At 69.6% G+C, this 17293-nt stretch carries 15 protein-coding genes; 5 read left to right on the top strand and 10 right to left on the bottom strand.

The features are described 5' to 3' along the window. Positions 1-167: 167 nt before the first annotated feature. Positions 168-1121, bottom strand: coding sequence for a heme o synthase (locus ACIOJD_RS11895; RefSeq protein ID WP_401911307.1), 954 nt, complete (start codon positions 1119-1121; stop codon positions 168-170). Between the two features lie 297 nt (positions 1122-1418). Here ACIOJD_RS11895 and tkt point away from each other — a divergent pair, with 297 nt between their 5' ends. Genes tkt through pgl form a run of 5 tightly spaced genes read left to right on the top strand, consistent with a single transcriptional unit; the run spans position 1419 to position 8099 of the window. Continuing rightward, entirely contained in the window at positions 1419-3494 is a 2076-nt protein-coding gene (gene tkt, locus ACIOJD_RS11890; RefSeq protein WP_401911305.1) for a transketolase, read from the top strand. Positions 3495-3528: 34 nt separating this feature from the next. Then, positions 3529-4647: a transaldolase gene (tal, locus tag ACIOJD_RS11885; protein WP_401911302.1), complete on the top strand. Its 1119-nt coding sequence runs from the start codon at positions 3529-3531 to the stop codon at positions 4645-4647. Between the two features lie 4 nt (positions 4648-4651). Beyond that, a complete protein-coding gene (gene zwf / locus ACIOJD_RS11880) occupies positions 4652-6184 on the top strand; it encodes a glucose-6-phosphate dehydrogenase (RefSeq protein ID WP_401911299.1) in 1533 nt (510 codons plus the stop codon). Continuing rightward, entirely contained in the window at positions 6181-7320 is a 1140-nt protein-coding gene (gene opcA / locus ACIOJD_RS11875) for a glucose-6-phosphate dehydrogenase assembly protein OpcA (protein ID WP_401911297.1), read from the top strand. The genes zwf and opcA overlap by 4 nt, the downstream gene beginning before the upstream one ends. Next, the gene (pgl, locus tag ACIOJD_RS11870; protein WP_401911295.1) at positions 7317-8099 is read left to right on the top strand and encodes a 6-phosphogluconolactonase; all 783 of its coding nucleotides are present in this window, start codon (positions 7317-7319) and stop codon (positions 8097-8099) included. Before opcA ends, pgl begins: the two co-directional genes overlap by 4 nt. A 121-nt stretch (positions 8100-8220) precedes the next feature. Here pgl and ACIOJD_RS11865 read toward each other — a convergent pair whose 3' ends face one another. The 9 genes from ACIOJD_RS11865 to gap all read right to left on the bottom strand — a co-directional run bounded on the left by ACIOJD_RS11865 (position 8221) and on the right by gap (position 17100). Next, the gene (locus tag ACIOJD_RS11865; RefSeq protein WP_401911293.1) at positions 8221-9063 is read right to left on the bottom strand and encodes a poly-gamma-glutamate hydrolase family protein; all 843 of its coding nucleotides are present in this window, start codon (positions 9061-9063) and stop codon (positions 8221-8223) included. A 4-nt stretch (positions 9064-9067) separates the two neighbouring features. Beyond that, positions 9068-10666 (bottom strand): PH domain-containing protein, encoded by a 1599-nt coding sequence (locus ACIOJD_RS11860; protein WP_401911290.1) that lies wholly within the window; start codon positions 10664-10666, stop codon positions 9068-9070. Next, the gene (locus tag ACIOJD_RS11855; RefSeq protein WP_401911287.1) at positions 10663-11160 is read right to left on the bottom strand and encodes a PH domain-containing protein; all 498 of its coding nucleotides are present in this window, start codon (positions 11158-11160) and stop codon (positions 10663-10665) included. Before ACIOJD_RS11855 ends, ACIOJD_RS11860 begins: the two co-directional genes overlap by 4 nt. Before the next feature lie 4 nt (positions 11161-11164). After that, the gene (gene pgi, locus ACIOJD_RS11850; protein ID WP_401911284.1) at positions 11165-12817 is read right to left on the bottom strand and encodes a glucose-6-phosphate isomerase; all 1653 of its coding nucleotides are present in this window, start codon (positions 12815-12817) and stop codon (positions 11165-11167) included. Between the two features lie 211 nt (positions 12818-13028). Then, positions 13029-13364 carry an RNA polymerase-binding protein RbpA gene (locus ACIOJD_RS11845; RefSeq protein ID WP_161700453.1) on the bottom strand — a complete coding sequence of 112 codons (336 nt, stop codon included), beginning with the start codon at positions 13362-13364 and terminating at the stop codon, positions 13029-13031. 171 nt (positions 13365-13535) lie between these two features. After that, positions 13536-13772, bottom strand: coding sequence for a preprotein translocase subunit SecG (gene secG / locus ACIOJD_RS11840; RefSeq protein ID WP_401885872.1), 237 nt, complete (start codon positions 13770-13772; stop codon positions 13536-13538). Positions 13773-13956: 184 nt separating this feature from the next. Continuing rightward, a complete protein-coding gene (gene tpiA / locus ACIOJD_RS11835; protein ID WP_401911280.1) occupies positions 13957-14751 on the bottom strand; it encodes a triose-phosphate isomerase in 795 nt (264 codons plus the stop codon). A 7-nt stretch (positions 14752-14758) separates the two neighbouring features. After that, entirely contained in the window at positions 14759-15970 is a 1212-nt protein-coding gene (locus ACIOJD_RS11830) for a phosphoglycerate kinase (protein WP_401911277.1), read from the bottom strand. A gap of 125 nt (positions 15971-16095) precedes the next feature. Further along, on the bottom strand, positions 16096-17100 hold the full coding sequence (gap, locus tag ACIOJD_RS11825; RefSeq protein WP_401911275.1) for a type I glyceraldehyde-3-phosphate dehydrogenase: 1005 nt from the start codon (positions 17098-17100) through the stop codon (positions 16096-16098). Positions 17101-17293 lie beyond the last annotated feature (193 nt).

Raw genomic sequence — 17293 nt, 5'->3', positions numbered from 1 at the left:
CGCCTCCCGGGTGGTGGAGGGGGCTGTGTTTTAACTGGGGGCGTTTTTACCGCTTCGGGGTTGGGGGGGGGGGGGGGGGGGGGGGGGGGGGGGTTTTTTGGGGGGGGGGGGGGGGGGGGGGGGGGGGGGGCCCCCCCCCCCCCCCCCGTCGAAGACTCCAGAACCTGCTACCGCAGGAAGGGATCCACCGCCACCGCCACGAAGAGCAGCGACACATAGGTGATGGACCAGTGGAAGAGCCGCATCTCCTTGAGCTTGCCGCCGACCTCACCGGCCTTGGCGCGCGAGTGGAGGCCGTGTGCCTCCCAGAGCCACAGGCCGCCGGCCAGCACCGCCACCGTCGTGTAGAACCAGCCGGTGTAACCCAGCGGAGTCAGCAGCAGCGAGACGCCGACCATCACCCAGCTGTAGAGGACGATCTGGCGGGCCACGACGCGGTTGGACGCCACGACCGGAAGCATCGGCACGCCCACGCGCGCGTAGTCCTCCTTGACCCTCATCGAGAGCGGCCAGTAGTGCGGCGGCGTCCAGAAGAACATCACGAGAAAGAGGATGACCGGGGCCCAGGCCATCGAATTCGTGACGGAGGACCAGCCGATCAGTACCGGCATGCAGCCCGCGATACCGCCCCAGACGATGTTCTGGGAGGTGCGGCGCTTGAGGATCATCGTGTAGACGACGACGTAGAAGAGGAGAGCGCCGAGCGCGAGGGCCGCGGACAGCCAGTTGACGAGGAAGCCGAACCAGAGTGTCGAGACCACGGCCAGCGTGAGACCGAAGATCAGCCCCTCGCGCGGCGAGACCATGCCGGTGACCAGGGGCCGCTGGGAGGTGCGGTCCATCAGGGCGTCGATGTCACGGTCGATGTACATGTTCAGCGCGTTGGCGCCGCCGGCGGACAGGTAGCCGCCGACGCAGGTGATCAGCACCAGCCACAGATCCGGCACGCTCTGCGCGGCCAGGAACATCACCGGAACGGTGGTGATGAGCAGCAGCTCGATGATCCGTGGCTTGGTCAGCATCACAAATGCTTTGACGCGCGCCCCGAACGGCCGATGGCCCCCCGAGTTCGGAGTCGGAACGACCCCTGCGGGTCGGGACTCGACGGCTGTCACGTACACCCCTGACAGAGAAATCCCAGCAAGCTCCAGGCGTGAAGGCCCGGTAAAGACTTGCGCGTACCACGCCACTCTAGACGCTGCCCAGACGCCGTTCTTCGCGGGGGTGTGCTCGTGCGAGGCCGCGTTGAACGCCCTTCCGACACGGTCCGTACACCTGCCGGGAGGCGAAGTCCACAAGGGCGTCGCACCCTGGAAACGCACTCGGAACGATGGCTGGTACTGCGGGTAGGCTCGACAGCGAACCGGTGCGACCTCAGACACCGGGATTCGACATGTGGAGAGGAGCCCTGACTCAGGGTGAGCACCAAGCCGACCACCACAGACCTCGAGTGGACCGAATTGGACCAGCGGGCTGTTGACACCGCCCGCGTCCTGGCCATGGATTCCGTACAGAAAGTCGGCAACGGCCATCCTGGTACGGCCATGAGCCTGGCCCCCGCCGCGTACACCCTCTTCCAGAAGGTGATGCGGCACGACCCCGCCGACGCGCAGTGGACCGGGCGTGACCGGTTCGTCCTCTCGGTGGGCCACTCGTCCCTGACCCTCTACATCCAGCTCTTCCTGGCCGGTTACGGCCTGGAGCTCGAAGACCTGGAGTCCTTCCGCACCTGGGGTTCGAAGACCCCGGGCCACCCGGAGTACGGACACACCGTCGGCGTGGAGACCACCACCGGCCCGCTCGGGCAGGGTGTCGCGAACGCCGTGGGCATGGCGATGGCCGCCCGCTACGAGCGGGGTCTGTACGACCCCGACGCCGCGCCCGGCACCTCGCCGTTCGACCACACCATCTGGGCCATCGCCGGTGACGGCTGCCTCCAGGAGGGCATCTCGGCCGAGGCGTCCTCGCTGGCCGGCCACCAGAAGCTCGGCAACCTGGTCCTTCTGTGGGACGACAACCACATCTCGATCGAGGGTGACACGGAGACCGCCGTCTCCGAGGACACCATCAAGCGGTACGAGGCCTACGGCTGGCATGTCCAGCGCGTCGAGCAGTCGCCCGACGGCGACCTCGACCCGCGGGCGCTGCACGAGGCGCTGCTGGCGGCGCGGGCCGAGACCGAGCGCCCCTCGTTCATCGCGGCCCGCTCGATCATCGCCTGGCCCGCCCCGCACGCGCAGAACACCGAGGCCGCGCACGGCTCGGCGCTCGGCGACGAAGAGGTCGCGGCCACCAAGAAGGTCCTCGGCTTCGACCCGGCCAAGTCCTTCGACGTCGCGGGCGAGGTCCTGTCGCACACGCGTGAGGCGCTCGACCGCGGCCGTGAGACGCGCGGCGAGTGGGAGAAGGCGTTCGCCGCGTGGCGTACGGCCAACCCGGAGCGCGCGGCCACCTTCGACCGGGTGCGCGTGGGTGAACTGCCCGTCGGCTGGGAGGACAAGCTCCCCGCCTTCGAGACCGGCAAGGCCGTGGCGACGCGTGCCGCGTCCGGCAAGGTGCTCCAGGCGCTCGGTGAGGTCATCCCCGAACTGTGGGGCGGCTCCGCCGACCTCGCCGGTTCGAACAACACCACCATCGACAAGACGTCGTCGTTCCTCCCGGCGGGCAACCCGCTGCCCGGGGCCGACCCGTACGGCCGCACGGTGCACTACGGCATCCGCGAGCACGCCATGGGCTCGACGATGAACGGCATCGCGCTGCACGGCAACACCCGTATCTACGGCGGCACCTTCCTGGTGTTCTCCGACTACATGCGCCCCGCCGTCCGGCTCGCCGCGCTCATGCGGGCGCCCGTCACGTACGTGTGGACGCACGACTCGATCGGTCTGGGCGAGGACGGTCCGACCCACCAGCCGGTCGAGCACCTCTCCGCGCTGCGCGCCATCCCGGGGCTGAACATCGTGCGCCCCGCCGACGCCAACGAGACGGCGATCGCCTGGCGCGAGATCCTCAAGCGCCACGACAAGGGCGCCCCGCACGGTCTGGCGCTGACCCGCCAGGGTGTGCCGACGTACGAGGCCAACGACGAGGCCGCCAAGGGCGGTTACGTCCTGTTCGAGGCCGACGGCGGTGCCCCCGAGGTCGTCCTGATCGGTACGGGCTCCGAGGTGCAGCTCGCCGTCGAGGCGCGCGAGCAGCTCCAGGCCGCGGGCATCCCGGCCCGGGTGGTCTCGATGCCGTCCGTCGAATGGTTCGAGGAGCAGGACCAGGCCTACAAGGACAGCGTCCTGCCGCCCTCCGTGAAGGCCCGTGTGGCGGTCGAGGCCGGCGTCGGGCTCACCTGGCACCGGTACGTCGGCGACGCCGGGCGCATCGTTTCCCTGGAGCACTTCGGCGCCTCCGCCGACGCCAAGGTCCTCTTCCGCGAGTTCGGCTTCACCGCCGACGCCGTGACCGCCGCCGCCCGGGAATCTCTCGCGGCCGTGGCGCGCTGACGCCGATATACGAACAGTAGGAGATGCAAACCCCATGACAGACGCACTCAAGCGCCTCTCCGACGAAGGCGTCGCGATCTGGCTCGACGACCTGTCGCGCACGCGCATCACGTCCGGCAATCTCGCCGAACTGATCGACCAGCAGCACGTGGTGGGCGTCACCACCAACCCGTCGATCTTCCAGAAGGCGATCTCCGACGGGCACGGCTACGACAGCCAGCTCGCGGACCTCGCGGCCCGCAAGGTCACCGTCGAAGAAGCCATCCGCATGATCACGACGGCGGACGTCCGTGACGCCGCCGACATCCTGCGCCCGGTCTTCGACGCGACACAGGGCCAGGACGGCCGGGTCTCCATCGAGGTCGACCCGCGCCTGGCGCACAACACCCGGGCGACCATCGCCGAGGCCAGGCAGCTCGCCTGGCTGGTGGACCGTCCGAACACGCTCATCAAGATCCCGGCGACCAAGGCCGGGCTGCCGGCGATCACCGAGACCATCGGCCGGGGCATCAGCGTCAACGTCACGCTGATCTTCTCGCTGGAGCGTTACCGCGAGGTCATGGACGCCTACATCGCGGGTCTGGAGAAGGCCAAGGCCCTGGGCCTGGACCTCTCCAAGATCCACTCGGTGGCGTCCTTCTTCGTGTCCCGTGTGGACACCGAGATCGACAAGCGGCTCGACGCGCAGGGCACGGCCGAGGCCAAGGAGGCCCGCGGCAAGGCGGCCCTGGCCAACGCCCGGCTGGCCTACGAGGCGTACGAGGAGGTCTTCTCCTCGGAGCGCTGGGAGGTCCTGGACCGCGCCCAGGCCAACAAGCAGCGTCCGCTGTGGGCCTCGACCGGCGTCAAGGACCCCGCGTACAAGGACACCCTGTACGTGGACGAGCTGGTCGCGCCCCACACGGTGAACACCATGCCGGAGGCCACCCTCGAAGCCACCGCGGACCACGGCCGGATCACCGGTGACACCGTGCGCGGTACGTACGACCAGGCGCGTGCCGACCTCGAGGCCGTCGCGAAGCTCGGCATCTCGTACGACGACGTCGTCCAGCAGCTGGAGGACGAAGGCGTCGAGAAGTTCGAGGCCGCCTGGACCGACCTGCTCAAGTCGACGGAGGCGGAGCTCAAGCGCCTCGCTCCTTCGGAAGGCTGAACCCTTGACCTCAACCCACGGAGCGAACCCGCTCCGTGACGCCGCGGACCGACGGCTCCCGCGTATCGCGGGGCCGTCGGGCCTGGTCATCTTTGGCGTCACGGGCGATTTGTCCCGCAAAAAGCTGATGCCTGCGGTTTACGACCTCGCCAATCGTGGGCTGCTGCCGCCGGGCTTCTCCCTCATCGGTTTCGCCCGCCGCGAGTGGCAGGACGAGGATTTCGCGCAGGAAGTGCACGACGCCGTCAAGGAGCACGCCCGTACGCCGTTCCGCGAGGAGGTCTGGCAGCAGCTCATCCAGGGGATGCGCTTCGTCCAGGGCACCTTCGACGACGACCAGGCGTTCGAGAACCTGAAGGCGACGATCGCCGACCTCGACAAGGTGCAGGGCACCGGCGGCAACTTCGCGTTCTACCTCTCCGTACCGCCGAAGTTCTTCCCGCAGGTCGTCCGGCAGCTCAAGAAGCACGGTCTCGCGGACCAGAAGGACGGCTCCTGGCGCCGCGCGGTGATCGAGAAGCCGTTCGGCCACGACCTGGTCTCCGCGAAGGAGCTCAACAAGGTCGTCCACGAGGTCTTCCCGTCCAACGAGGTCTTCCGGATCGACCACTACCTGGGCAAGGAGACCGTCCAGAACATCCTGGCGCTGCGGTTCGCCAACACCCTCTTCGAGCCGATCTGGAACCGGTCGTACGTCGATCATGTCCAGATCACCATGGCCGAGGACATCGGCATCGGCGGCCGGGCCGGGTACTACGACGGCATCGGCGCCGCCCGTGACGTCATCCAGAACCACCTCCTCCAGCTGCTCGCGCTGACCGCGATGGAGGAGCCCGCCTCCTTCGACGCCGACGCGCTGGCCTCGGAGAAGACCAAGGTCCTCGGCGCGGTGAAGCTGCCGAAGGATCTCGGGGAGGGCACGGTCCGCGGGCAGTACGCGGCGGGCTGGCAGGGCGGCGAGAAGGCCGTCGGCTATCTCCAGGAGGACGGTATCGACCCCAAGTCGAAGACCGACACCTACGCCGCGGTGAAGCTGCAGATCGACAACCGCCGCTGGGCGGGCGTCCCCTTCTACCTCCGTACCGGCAAGCGCCTGGGCCGCCGGGTCACCGAGATCGCGGTCGTCTTCCAGCGCGCCCCGCACTCCCCCTTCGACCACACGGCCACGGAAGAGCTGGGGCACAACGCCCTGGTCATCCGCGTCCAGCCGGACGAGGGCGTGACCATGCGGTTCGGTTCGAAGGTGCCCGGCACCTCGATGGAGGTCCGGGACGTCTCGATGGACTTCGCGTACGGCGAGTCCTTCACGGAGTCCAGCCCCGAGGCGTACGAGCGGCTCATCCTCGATGTGCTGCTCGGCGACTCGAACCTCTTCCCGCGAGTGGAGGAGGTCGAGCTGTCCTGGAAGATCCTCGACCCGATCGAGGAGTTCTGGGACAAGCACGGCAAGCCCGCGCAGTACGAGTCCGGGACCTGGGGTCCGGCCGAGGCGGACGAAATGCTCGCACGAGACGGACGGAGCTGGCGCCGGCCATGAAGATCGACCTTACGGACACCACGTCCAGCAAGATCAACAAGGCGTTGGTACAGGGGCGCCGGGCCATCGGCACCCCCGCCGTCGGCATGGTCCTCACGCTGGTCATCGTCACCGACGAGGAGAACGCGTACGACGCGCTCAAGGCCGCCAACGAGGCGTCCCGCGAGCACCCGTCGCGCAAGCTCGTCGTCGTCAAGCGGATCTCGCGCTCGCCCCGCGACCGGGCCAAGGCCCGCCTCGACGCCGAGGTGCGGGTGGGCGCGGACGCGGGCACCGGCGAGACGGTCGTCCTCAGGCTGTACGGCGAGGTCATGGACCACGCGCAGTCGGTGGTCCTTCCGCTGCTGCTGCCGGACGCCCCGGTGGTCGTGTGGTGGCCGGTCAACGCCCCGGTCAACCCGGCCAGGGACGCGCTGGGCAGGCTGGCGCAGCGCCGGGTCACCGACACGTACGCCGCCGAGCACCCCGTCGAGGAGCTGACGGCCCGCGCCGACGCGTACACCCCGGGCGACACGGACCTGTCCTGGACCCGGGTCACACCGTGGCGCTCGATGGTCGCGGCCGCCCTGGACCAGGTGGACTGCGAGGTCACCTCGGTCGAGGTGGAGGGCGAGGAGCACAACCCGAGCTGCGAGCTGCTCGCCATGTGGCTCGCGGACCGGCTGGAGGTGCCGGTGAAGCGCGCGGTCTCGTCCGGTCCCGGTCTCACGGCCGTACGGATGTCGACCACCTGCGGCCCGGTCAATCTGGACCGGGCCGACGGCTCGCTGGCGACGCTCTCCATCGAGGGACAGCCGGACCGGGCGGTGGCGCTGAAGCGCCGGGAGACCTCGGAGCTGATCGCGGAGGAGTTGCGCCGGCTGGACCCGGACGACACCTACGCGTCGGCGCTGCGGTTCGGTGTGCACCGGCTGGGTGACGCGTCGGACGCGAAGGAGGCCTTCGAGGGGACGTCCTCCACGGCCTCCGGCTCGGCTTCACGGTCCGCGTCGGGGTCCGCCTCCGGATCCGTTTCCGGGTCAGCCTCTGCCTCGGGGTCCGTGTCCGGATCGGCGTCCGCCTCGGGCAGGACCGACGCATCCGCACTGGAGCGGGTCACCCCGGCCACCGTGGCCAAGCGGACGGAGCAGAAGTGAGCGCTCCGCAGCTTGTCGTCCACCGCGACAAGGAGCTGATGGCGCAGGCCGCGGCGGCCCGGCTGATCACGAAGGTCGTGGACGCCCAGGCCGCCCGCGGCTCCGCCTCGGTCGTCCTGACCGGCGGACGCAACGGCAACGGCCTGCTGGCCGCGCTGGCCACGGCGCCCGCCCGGGACGCCGTCGACTGGTCGCGGCTGGATCTGTGGTGGGGCGACGAGCGTTTCCTGCCCGAGGGCGACCCGGAGCGCAACATCACCCAGGCGCGGGAAGCGCTGCTCGACTCGGTGCCGCTGGACCCGTCACGGGTGCATGCGATGCCGGCCTCGGACGGCCCGTACGGCAGTGATGTGGAGGCGGCGGCAGCCGCTTACGCCGCCGAACTCGCCGCGGCGTCACGCCCGGAGGACCACGCTCCGGTGCCGAGCTTCGACGTGCTGATGCTGGGCGTCGGACCGGACACCCATGTCGCGTCGCTCTTCCCCGAACTGCCGGGCGTACGGGAGACCGAGCGCTCGGTGGTCGCGGTGCACGGCGCCCCGAAGCCGCCGCCGCTGCGTATCTCCCTCACGCTGCCCGCGATCCGCGCGGCCCATGAGGTCTGGCTGCTGGCGGCGGGCGAGGACAAGGCGAAGGCCGCGGAGATCGCCCTGTCGGGCGCGGGTGAGATCCAGGCCCCGGCGGCGGGCGCGTACGGTCGCAGCCGCACGCTGTGGCTGCTGGACGCGGCGGCGGCATCGGCGCTGCCGCGCGATCTCTATCCTCCGGCGTCCGCCTGACGTCGTGTCGCTCCGGCCGGTCGTCGGAGAGGCCGAAGGCCCGGACCGCCCCGTTGCTTTGACGGGCGGTCCGGGCCTTCGGCCTCTCGGCCGGACCGGTAACCGGTCCCCTGCCAGAGGATCAGAGGATGATCTGACCGGCCTCGGCCTCCAGCCGCGCCACGGCCGAGCGGGCCGCCGCCACGAAGCGGTCGAAGACCTCGTTGGTGGAGACGGGACGCCCCGGCCGGGTGAACGTGCCGAACATGCTGCGGCGCAGCTCGGTGGTGATCTCCAGCTGGCCGCCCATGCCCAGCACCGTCCGGTTGGCGATGTTCTGGGGGTCGACTCCGGCGAGGTCGCGCAGGGCCGCGCCGTCGATCGTCTGGAAACCGGCCGCCGTGAACTCGCTGATCAGGTGCCGCTTGAACGTGTCGTTGCGGCCGCCCACGACAACGGCCTCGGGTCTCTGCGCGGGGGCGCCGGCCTGATCCGCCTTGCAGCCGTGCAGGGTCAGTACGTTGAGACTGCCGCCCGCCATGGACAGGGCGACCCGGTCGTCGCAGTGTGTCGCCGTGACATGCAGCTCGCCGTTGTCGATGGACCGCAGCCCCTCGAACATCCAGTAGTCGTACAGCGGGGCGTCCGCCGTACGAGGGGTCAGGGTGGCCGGGTGGTAGCCGGCGATCCCGAGGCACAGCTCCGAGGTCCCGGTCTCGATACCGCCCCCGTGCGGAGCCATGACGGTGGTGCGGTGGAACGGGTAGGCCGCCGTGATGCCGGCGTCGGCCTTCTCGTGTCTCTTGTAGCGGCGGGCAAAGTCGGTCCCCTCCCGCCCGGCGAGCTTGGTGTAGAGGTCCGTGTTGGACGCGTAGAGGTCATCGGCGGCGTGGGCGGGGGCGGCGCCGATACCCGTGAGGAGAGGACCGCTCACAGCGGTGGCGGCGAGGGCGGTGAGTACCGTACGACGGCTGGTGGTTGACATGCCGTCATACTCGTCCTGTTCCCGGTCCGCGACCAGGAGGTTCCTCCTCGTTCGTCAGGAACGGCTCCAGCAGACCGGGCACGGCCTGGGCCGCGAAGGCGAGCCCCTCGCCCTGGGCCGCGTCACGCACGTGGTACGCGCCCGAGCCCGCCGCGGTCGTCGCCGTCAGGGTCAGCAGGCCCGCGCGGCGCTGGAAGACGGACTGTTTGACCGTCCAGCCGATCACGCCGTCGCGCTGAAGGGCGGCCGTCGTGCGGCCCACGGAGCCCGAGCGGGTGACCAGGTACGCGCCGCTGAGACCATGGCCCAGGTTGCGGTAGGCGTCGAGCGCCAGCAGGACGGCCACCGGCAGCAGGACCAGGGCGCAGACCGCCGCGCACCACAGCAGAACCGTGCGCGCGGAGTCGGGCAGCAGCAGGCCGAGGACCGTGAGGACCAGGACCGGCGACAGGGCGCAGGCCACGGACCAGCGCAGTCGGCGTCCTCGGGCCGCGCGGGGATGCGGGGTCAGGGTGACCGCGTTCGTCGGCGACACGGACTCGCGCAGGACCTGGGCCGCCACTTCGTCCGCCACCGCGCGCGGCGCCACGGGCAGCAGGGTCTTGTTCTCGGTCCGCTCCTCGTCGTCGTGGGCGATGCCGGTGGCGATCGCGTCCACCCTGGCCGCGCCGGACAGCCGGACGCCGAGTGGCTCGACCACCTCCACGCCCCGCAGCCGGCGCTCCTCGACGGAGACCGAGCGGGAGGTGAACAGTCCGCGCCGGACCCGCAGGGTGCCGCCCGGCTCGCGCTCCAGCCGGTAGTTCCACCACATCTCGATCCACAGGCCGAGCGCGCCGACGACCCCGGCGAGCCCTGTCCCTCCCAGCAGGATCAGGACCGCCCAGAGGACCGAGGTGTCCCGGAAGAGGTCGGCCACCCAGCCGAACAGCCGTGCCTGCGCACCGAACCATTCGCTGACCTGTACCAGACCGCCGGCCGCCGCGCCGCCGAGCACCGGGGTGAGGAAGGAGACCGGCGCGTACCGGATCCAGCCGGGATCGAGAACGGCCAGTGTGCCTTCGCGGTACGCGCCCGGCGCCTCTGGGGCGCGGTCCAGCAGTTCCGTACGGAGGCGTTCCCCCTCGGCCCGGGTGACCGGGTCGAGTTCCAGTGTGGACTCGCCGCCGGACTGCTCTCCGGTTCCGATGCGCACCTTCACCAGGCCGAGGATCCGGAGCAGGAGGTGGGCTGTCAGGTCGACGCTGCGGATCCGCTCGCGGGCCAGCGACCGGCGTTTGACCAGGACCAGGCCCGTGTGCAGCTCGGCGCGCTCGGGCCCTATGCGGTAGCGGGTGCGGCGCCAGCGGACGTACTCCCCGCCCGTACCGCAGACGATCAGCAGCAGCGCCCCGGCCAGCACCCACGCGAGTGCCTGCCAGAGGGGCATGGCACCCGCCAGACCGAGGGTGGTCGGCACCCCGGCGCCCACGACGACCCCCGTCATGACCACCGCGGTGACCAGGAGGGTACGCCGGTCCAGCCGCCGCCACTCCCCCTCAGCTCCCGGCTCCTGGCGCCACTCCCGGGTCGAGGGGTCCGGGGCCACGGCGGGCTCGCTCATGTGGCGTCCCCCGGGGTGGCCTGGGTGATGTGCGTCAGCTGCCCGGCCAGCTCCGCCGCCAGCTCATGGTCGAGCCCCTTGATCCGTACCGCGCCCTTGGACGACGCGGTCGTGACGGTCACGGTGGAGAGCTTGAACATCTGCTCCAGCGGACCGCGCACGGTGTCCACGGTCTGGATGCGGGACATCGGCGCGATCCGCCACTCCTGCCAGAAGAAGCCGGTACGGACATAGACCGCCTCGTCCGTCACCTCCCAGCGGTGCACCCTGTACCACCACGCCGGTATCAGCGCCGTACAGGCCAGCCCGATGACCGCCAGCACGACGGCGGGGCCCAGCAGCCACAGCCGTGCCGGGGCTATGAGAGCCCCCAGCACGGCGAGCGGCACGACCGGAGCCGCCGTGAGCAGCAGCCATTGTGTGCGCCACCAGGTGGTGGCGCGTTCGTCCAGCGTGTTCTCCGGCGGCCGGAGCCGCCGTTCCCCCTGTGCCATCGGTTCAGCGTCCTCGCAGCGAGCGGTAGGCGGAGACCAGCGCCGCGGTCGATCCGTCCAGCTCGTCCCCCGCCTTGTCGCCGGTCAGGACGGGCTCGATCCTCTTGGCGAGGACCTTGCCGAGCTCGACGCCCCACTGGTCGAAGGAGTCGATGTTCCAGATGGCGCCCTGGACGAACACCTTGTGCTCGTACAGCGCGACCAGCTGACCCAGGACGGACGGGGTGAGCGTGGAGGCGAGGATCGTGGTGGTCGGGTGGTTGCCCTGGAACGTCTTGTGCGGCACCAGTTCTTCGGGCACGCCCTCGGCCCGTACCTCCTCCGGCGTCTTGCCGAAGGCGAGCGCCTGGGTCTGCGCGAAGAAGTTGGCCATGAGCAGGTCGTGCTGCGCGACGAGACCGGGCCGCAGGTCGTCGACCGGCCGGGCGAAGCCGATGAAGTCGGCCGGGATGACCTTGGTGCCCTGGTGGATCAGCTGATAGTAGGCGTGCTGGCCGTTGGTGCCCGGGGTGCCCCAGACCACGGGTCCGGTCTGCCAGTCCACCGGATTGCCGTCGCGGTCCACCGACTTGCCGTTGGACTCCATGTCCAGCTGCTGGAGGTACGCGGTGAACCTCGACAGGTAGTGGCTGTACGGCAGGACCGCGTGCGACTGGGCGTCGAAGAACGCCCCGTACCAGACCCCCAGCAGCCCGAGCAGCAGCGGCGCGTTGTCCTCCGGCGCCGCCGTGCGGAAGTGCTCGTCGACGAGGTGGAAACCGTCGAGCATCTCGCGGAACCGGCCGGGTCCGATCGCGATCATCAGCGAGAGGCCGATGGCCGAGTCGTACGAGTAGCGGCCGCCGACCCAGTCCCAGAACTCGAACATGTTGGCCGTGTCGATACCGAACTCGGAGACCTTCTCGCCATTCGTGGAGAGCGCCACGAAGTGCTTGGCGACAGCCTCCTGACCGGCCCCGAGCCCGGTCAGCAGCCAGTCGCGCGCGGACGTCGCATTGGTGACGGTCTCGATGGTGGTGAAGGTCTTGGACGCGATGACGAACAGCGTCTGGGCCGGGTCCAGGTCCCGTACGGCCTCGTGCAGATCGGCGCCGTCGACGTTGGAGACGAAACGGACCGTCAGCTCGCGGTCGGTGAAGGACCGGAGCGCCTCGTACGCCATCGCCGGGCCGAGGTCCGAGCCGCCGATGCCGATGTTGACCACGTTCTTGATGGGACGGCCGGTGTGGCCGGTCCACTCGCCGGACCTGACCTGGTCGGCGAAGGCGCTCATCTTGTCGAGGACGGCGTGCACCGCCGGTACGACGTTCTCCCCGTCGACCTCGATGACGGCGTCGCGCGGCGCGCGCAGCGCGGTGTGCAGTACCGCGCGGTCCTCGGTGGTGTTGATCTTCTCGCCGCGGAACATCGCGTCCCGCAGCTCCGCCACCCCGGCGGCGGCGGCCAGCTCGCGCAGCAGCGCCAGCGTCTCGTCGGTCACCAGGTGCTTGGAGTAGTCCAGGTAGAGGTCACCGACCTGGAGGGTGTAGCCGGTGCCGCGCGCCGGGTCGTCGGCGAACAGTTCCCGCAGACGCGTCTGCCCCAACTGCTCACGGTGCTTGCCCAGCGCGCTCCACTCAGGCATCCGGTTGAGCCTGGTACGGCTTGCTGCGTTCATTCGGAGATCAGCCCACTTCCACTCGTGCCTGCACGCATGCCCTGCTGCCTGTCCAACCTAATTGATCAGGGTGGCCGACGAGGCGGCGGCGAGCGCGAAGAGCCCGGCGGCCGGCGGGGCCGGGACGCTGAGCCCGGACACGGGAAATGGCGGAGACGCCACGGGCGGAAACGGTACGGCCGGACACCTGTCAGGTATCCGGCCGGAAGTTCTAGATCTCGCCGCGCAGCTTGGCGAGTGCTTCGGCGAGGATCGCCTCGCCGTCCGCGTCACTACGCCGCTCCCGCACATAGGCGAGATGGGTCTTGTACGGCTCGGTACGCGGCGGGTCCGGAGGGCTGTCCCGGTCCTGACCGGCCGGGAATCCGCAGCGTGGGCAGTCCCACGTGTCCGGAACCTGCGCGTCACTGGCGAAGCTCGGCACCGTCTCGTGCCCGTTCGAGCACCAGAAGGAAATGCGCAGGCGGGGCGCGGACTCGCCGCGCTCGGCCTCACCCATCGGCCCCGCTCCGACCCGGCTTCCCCGGATCGCGTTGCCACTTGCCACGGTCGTAACTCCCTGCGTGATGGTGCCGCAAAGCATCGATAGGCAGCTCCGCTGCCGGGCGCCCCAGTCTACGTAAGGCCCAACGCGCGTCCAGTGAAGGGAGTTACCCCCTGCCGCCCGGCGCGGACCCTCATGATAGGCCGCGCCCGCGGCGCCGTACCGTACGTACGATCAGCTGTCCAGCTTGAGCAGCAGACCCAGGACGACGATGCACGCGAACCACGACAGGCCGACAACCACGGTGATGCGGTCGAGGTTACGCTCGGCGACCGAGGAACCACCGACGGACGACTGCATTCCGCCACCGAACATGTCGGAGAGTCCGCCGCCCTTTCCCTTGTGCATCAGCACCAGCAGCATCAGCAGCAGGCTGAAGACGATAAGGGCGATCGAGAACCCCATAACCACGGCTGGACCAACTTCCTCGGACTGACAGAACCGACAGGACTGAAAACCGACAGGACTGAAACGGGACTGAGAACGGACAACGGGGGCCGGGCCACGTCCTCCGGAACACATGGTCACGCCATGCGTTCCCGGAACATGCTTCTCGGCCCCCGCCAGGGTACGACGGATCCGTGCTACCGCATACTCACTGGTCGCGGAACCGTACGATCTTGACGAACTCGTCGGCGTCCAGTGCCGCCCCGCCCACCAGTGCGCCGTCCACATCGGGCTGCGCCATGATCGCGGCGACGTTCCCGGACTTGACCGAGCCGCCGTACTGGATCCGGACCTTGTCGGCCAGTTCCTGGGAGTACAGCTCCGCCAGCCGTCCGCGGATCGCTCCGCAGACCTCCTGCGCGTCCTCCGGGGTGGCGACCTCGCCGGTGCCGATGGCCCACACCGGCTCGTAGGCGATCACGACGGATTCGGCCTGCTCGGCCGGGATGTCCGCGAGGCCGCCGTCGAGCTGGCTCAGCGTGTGGGAGACCTGCTCACCGGCCTTGCGGATGTCCAGGCCCTCGCCGATGCAGAGGATCGGGGTCAGACCGTGCCGGTAGGCGGCCTTCACCTTCGTGTTGCAGACCTCGTCGGTCTCGGCGTGGTACTGCCGGCGCTCGGAGTGTCCGATGGTCACGTACGTGCACTTGAGCTTGGCCAGCATGGGGCCGGAGATCTCACCGGTGTACGCGCCGGAGTCGTGCGCCGAGATGTCCTGGGCGCCGTACTTGATCTTGAGCTTGTCGCCGTCGACCAGGGTCTGGACGGACCGCAGGTCGGTGAAAGGCGCCAGCACGGCGACCTCGACGGCGTCGTAGTCCTTGTCGGCCAGGGCGAAGGCGAGCTTCTGGACGTGGGCGATGGCCTCGAGGTGGTTGAGGTTCATCTTCCAGTTGCCCGCCATCAGCGGGGTCCGGGCGGTGTTGTCGGATGAAGCGGTCATGGAAAGGTCAGTCCTCCAGTGCGGCGAGCCCGGGAAGCGTCTTGCCCTCGAGGTATTCGAGGCTCGCGCCGCCACCGGTCGAAATATGGCCGAATGCCTTCTCGTCGAAGCCCAGGATCCGGACGGCGGCGGCGGAGTCGCCACCGCCGACGACCGAGAAGCCCGAGGAGTCGACGAGCGCCTGGGCGACGGCCTTGGTGCCCTCGGCGTAGTCGGGGTGCTCGAAGACGCCCATGGGACCGTTCCAGAAGACGGTCTCGGCGTCGGCGAGCTTCGCGGCGTACAGGCGGCCGGTCTCGGGGCCGATGTCCAGGCCCATCTGTCCGGCCGGAATGGCGTTCGCGGCCACCGTGGTGGGGTGGGCCGGGGCCTTGGTCCTCAGGTCCGGGAACTCCGCCGCGACCAGCACGTCCACCGGCAGCACGAACTCCACGCCGATTTCCGTGGCGCGCTTCAGATACTCCTGGACGGCCGGGATCTGGTCCTCCTGGAGCAGCGAGGAGCCGATCTCGTGGCCCTGCGCCTTCAGGAAGGTGTAGACCATACCGCCGCCGATCAGGATGCGGTCGGCCTTGCCCAGCAGATGGTCGATGACACCGAGCTTGTCGGAGACCTTGGCGCCGCCGAGCACGACGGCGTACGGGCGCCGGACATCGTCCGTGAGCTTCTTCAGGACACCGACCTCGGTGGCGATCAGACCGCCTGCGGCGTGCGGCAGGCGGGCCGGCAGGTCGAAGACCGAGGCGTGCTTGCGGTGTACGGCGCCGAAGCCGTCGCCCACGTACACATCGGCCAACTCGGCGAGCCGGTCGGCGAACGCGCCGCGCTCGGCGTCGTCCTTCGAGGTCTCGCCGGCGTTGAAGCGGAGGTTCTCGATGACGGCGACCTGGCCATCGGCCAGGCCCGCGACCACGGACGTGGCGGAGTCGCCGACCGTGTCGGTCGCGAACGCCACGTCGGCACGGAGGAGTTCGCCGAGGCGGGCGGCGGCGGGCGCGAGCGAGAAGGCCGGGTCCGGGGCGCCCTTGGGGCGGCCCAGGTGGGAGGCGACGACCACGCGGGCGCCGGCCCCGGCGAGCCGGGCGACCGTCGGCTCGACGGCGCGGATGCGGCCGTCGTCGGTGATCGTGGTGCCGTCGAGCGGCACATTGAGGTCGGCGCGGACGAATACCCGCTTGCCGCCGACCCCTTCGGCGAGAAGTTCGTCGATCGTCTTCATCTGCTGCTGGACTCCTTGGGATGTCTGAACAGGCCAACAGGGCTCGAACAGCGCCACAGGTGCGCCGACCGAACCCTGTCACTCATATCGAGATGCCTACCGGCCCTGAATTCAGGGGCCTGGTCTCAGAGCCGGCCGCCGACGAAGACGGTCAGGTCGACCAGACGGTTGGAGTAGCCCCACTCGTTGTCGTACCAGCCGATGATCTTGACGCTCTTGCCCTGGACCATGGTCAGGGAGGAGTCGAAGGTGCAGGAGGCGGGCCAGTTGACGATGTCCGAGGAGACGATCGGGTCCTCGGTGTAGTCCAGGTAACCCTTGAGCTCGCCCTGTGCGGCCTTCTGGAACGCGGCGTTGACCTCTTCCTTGGTCACCACGCGCTCGGTCTCGACAACCAGGTCGGTGACGGACCCCGTCGGGACCGGGACGCGCATCGCCATGCCGTTGAGCTTGCCCGCCAGCTCCGGGATGACCAGGCCGAGGGCCTTGGCCGCACCGGTGCTCGCCGGAATGATGTTCTCGGCGGCGGCACGCGCGCGGCGCAGGTCCTTGTGCGGGAAGTCCTGAAGACGCTGGTCGCTGGTGTAGGCGTGGACCGTGGTCATCAGGCCCGAGACGACGCCGAAGTTCTCCAGGAGAACCTTGGCCATCGGCGCCACACAGTTGGTGGTGCAGGAGGCGTTGGAGATGATGTGGTGGTTGGCGGCGTCGTACTTGTCCTCGTTGACGCCCAGCACGATCGTGATGTCCTCGTCCGAGGCCGGAGCCGAGATGAGGACCTTCTTGGCGCCACCGGCGATGTGCTTCGCGGCGTCGGCCTTCTTGGTGAAGATGCCGGTCGACTCGATAACGATGTCGACGCCCAGCTCACCCCAGGGGATGTCGGCCGGGTCGCGCTCGGAGAGCACCTTGATGGTGTGGCCGTCGACCGTGATGGTGTCGGCGGTGTGTGACACCTCGGCCTTGAGGCGGCCGAGGATCGTGTCGTACTTCAGCAGATGCGCCGTGGTCGCAGTGTCACCCAGGTCGTTGACAGCCACGATCTCGATGTCTGCACCCTGCTCCAGCAGCGCGCGGAAGTAGTTACGACCGATGCGGCCAAAGCCGTTGATGCCTACGCGGATCGTCACGAACCGATCTCCTCGTTAGGTACGCCGGGTGTTCGACGCCGGCGAGTTGTATGGGATGTCCCCGACCGCTTATGACCCTACATCTCCACAGGCCACCCGGTGACATCGGCGGCAGTGCCCGCACAGGGCCGTCCGCACCGGCGGTCCGCACCCGCGGATACGGGTGCGGACCGCCGCGTCACCGGGGCGGGCG

Source organism: Streptomyces sp. NPDC088116 (assembly GCF_044741745.1).
Taxonomy (GTDB): Bacteria; Actinomycetota; Actinomycetes; order Streptomycetales; family Streptomycetaceae; genus Streptomyces.
This window is presented reverse-complemented; position numbering and strand designations above follow the sequence as displayed.

Coding starts and splice junctions, on each gene's coding strand:
- ACIOJD_RS11830 (WP_401911277.1), bottom strand. CDS start 15,970: ATGAAGACGATCGACGAACTTCTCGCCGAAGGGGTCGGCGGCAAGCGG.
- tpiA (WP_401911280.1), bottom strand. CDS start 14,751: ATGACCGCTTCATCCGACAACACCGCCCGGACCCCGCTGATGGCGGGC.
- opcA (WP_401911297.1), top strand. CDS start 6,181: ATGAAGATCGACCTTACGGACACCACGTCCAGCAAGATCAACAAGGCG.
- ACIOJD_RS11860 (WP_401911290.1), bottom strand. CDS start 10,666: ATGAGCGAGCCCGCCGTGGCCCCGGACCCCTCGACCCGGGAGTGGCGC.
- ACIOJD_RS11865 (WP_401911293.1), bottom strand. CDS start 9,063: ATGTCAACCACCAGCCGTCGTACGGTACTCACCGCCCTCGCCGCCACC.
- ACIOJD_RS11855 (WP_401911287.1), bottom strand. CDS start 11,160: ATGGCACAGGGGGAACGGCGGCTCCGGCCGCCGGAGAACACGCTGGAC.
- tal (WP_401911302.1), top strand. CDS start 3,529: ATGACAGACGCACTCAAGCGCCTCTCCGACGAAGGCGTCGCGATCTGG.
- pgi (WP_401911284.1), bottom strand. CDS start 12,817: ATGAACGCAGCAAGCCGTACCAGGCTCAACCGGATGCCTGAGTGGAGC.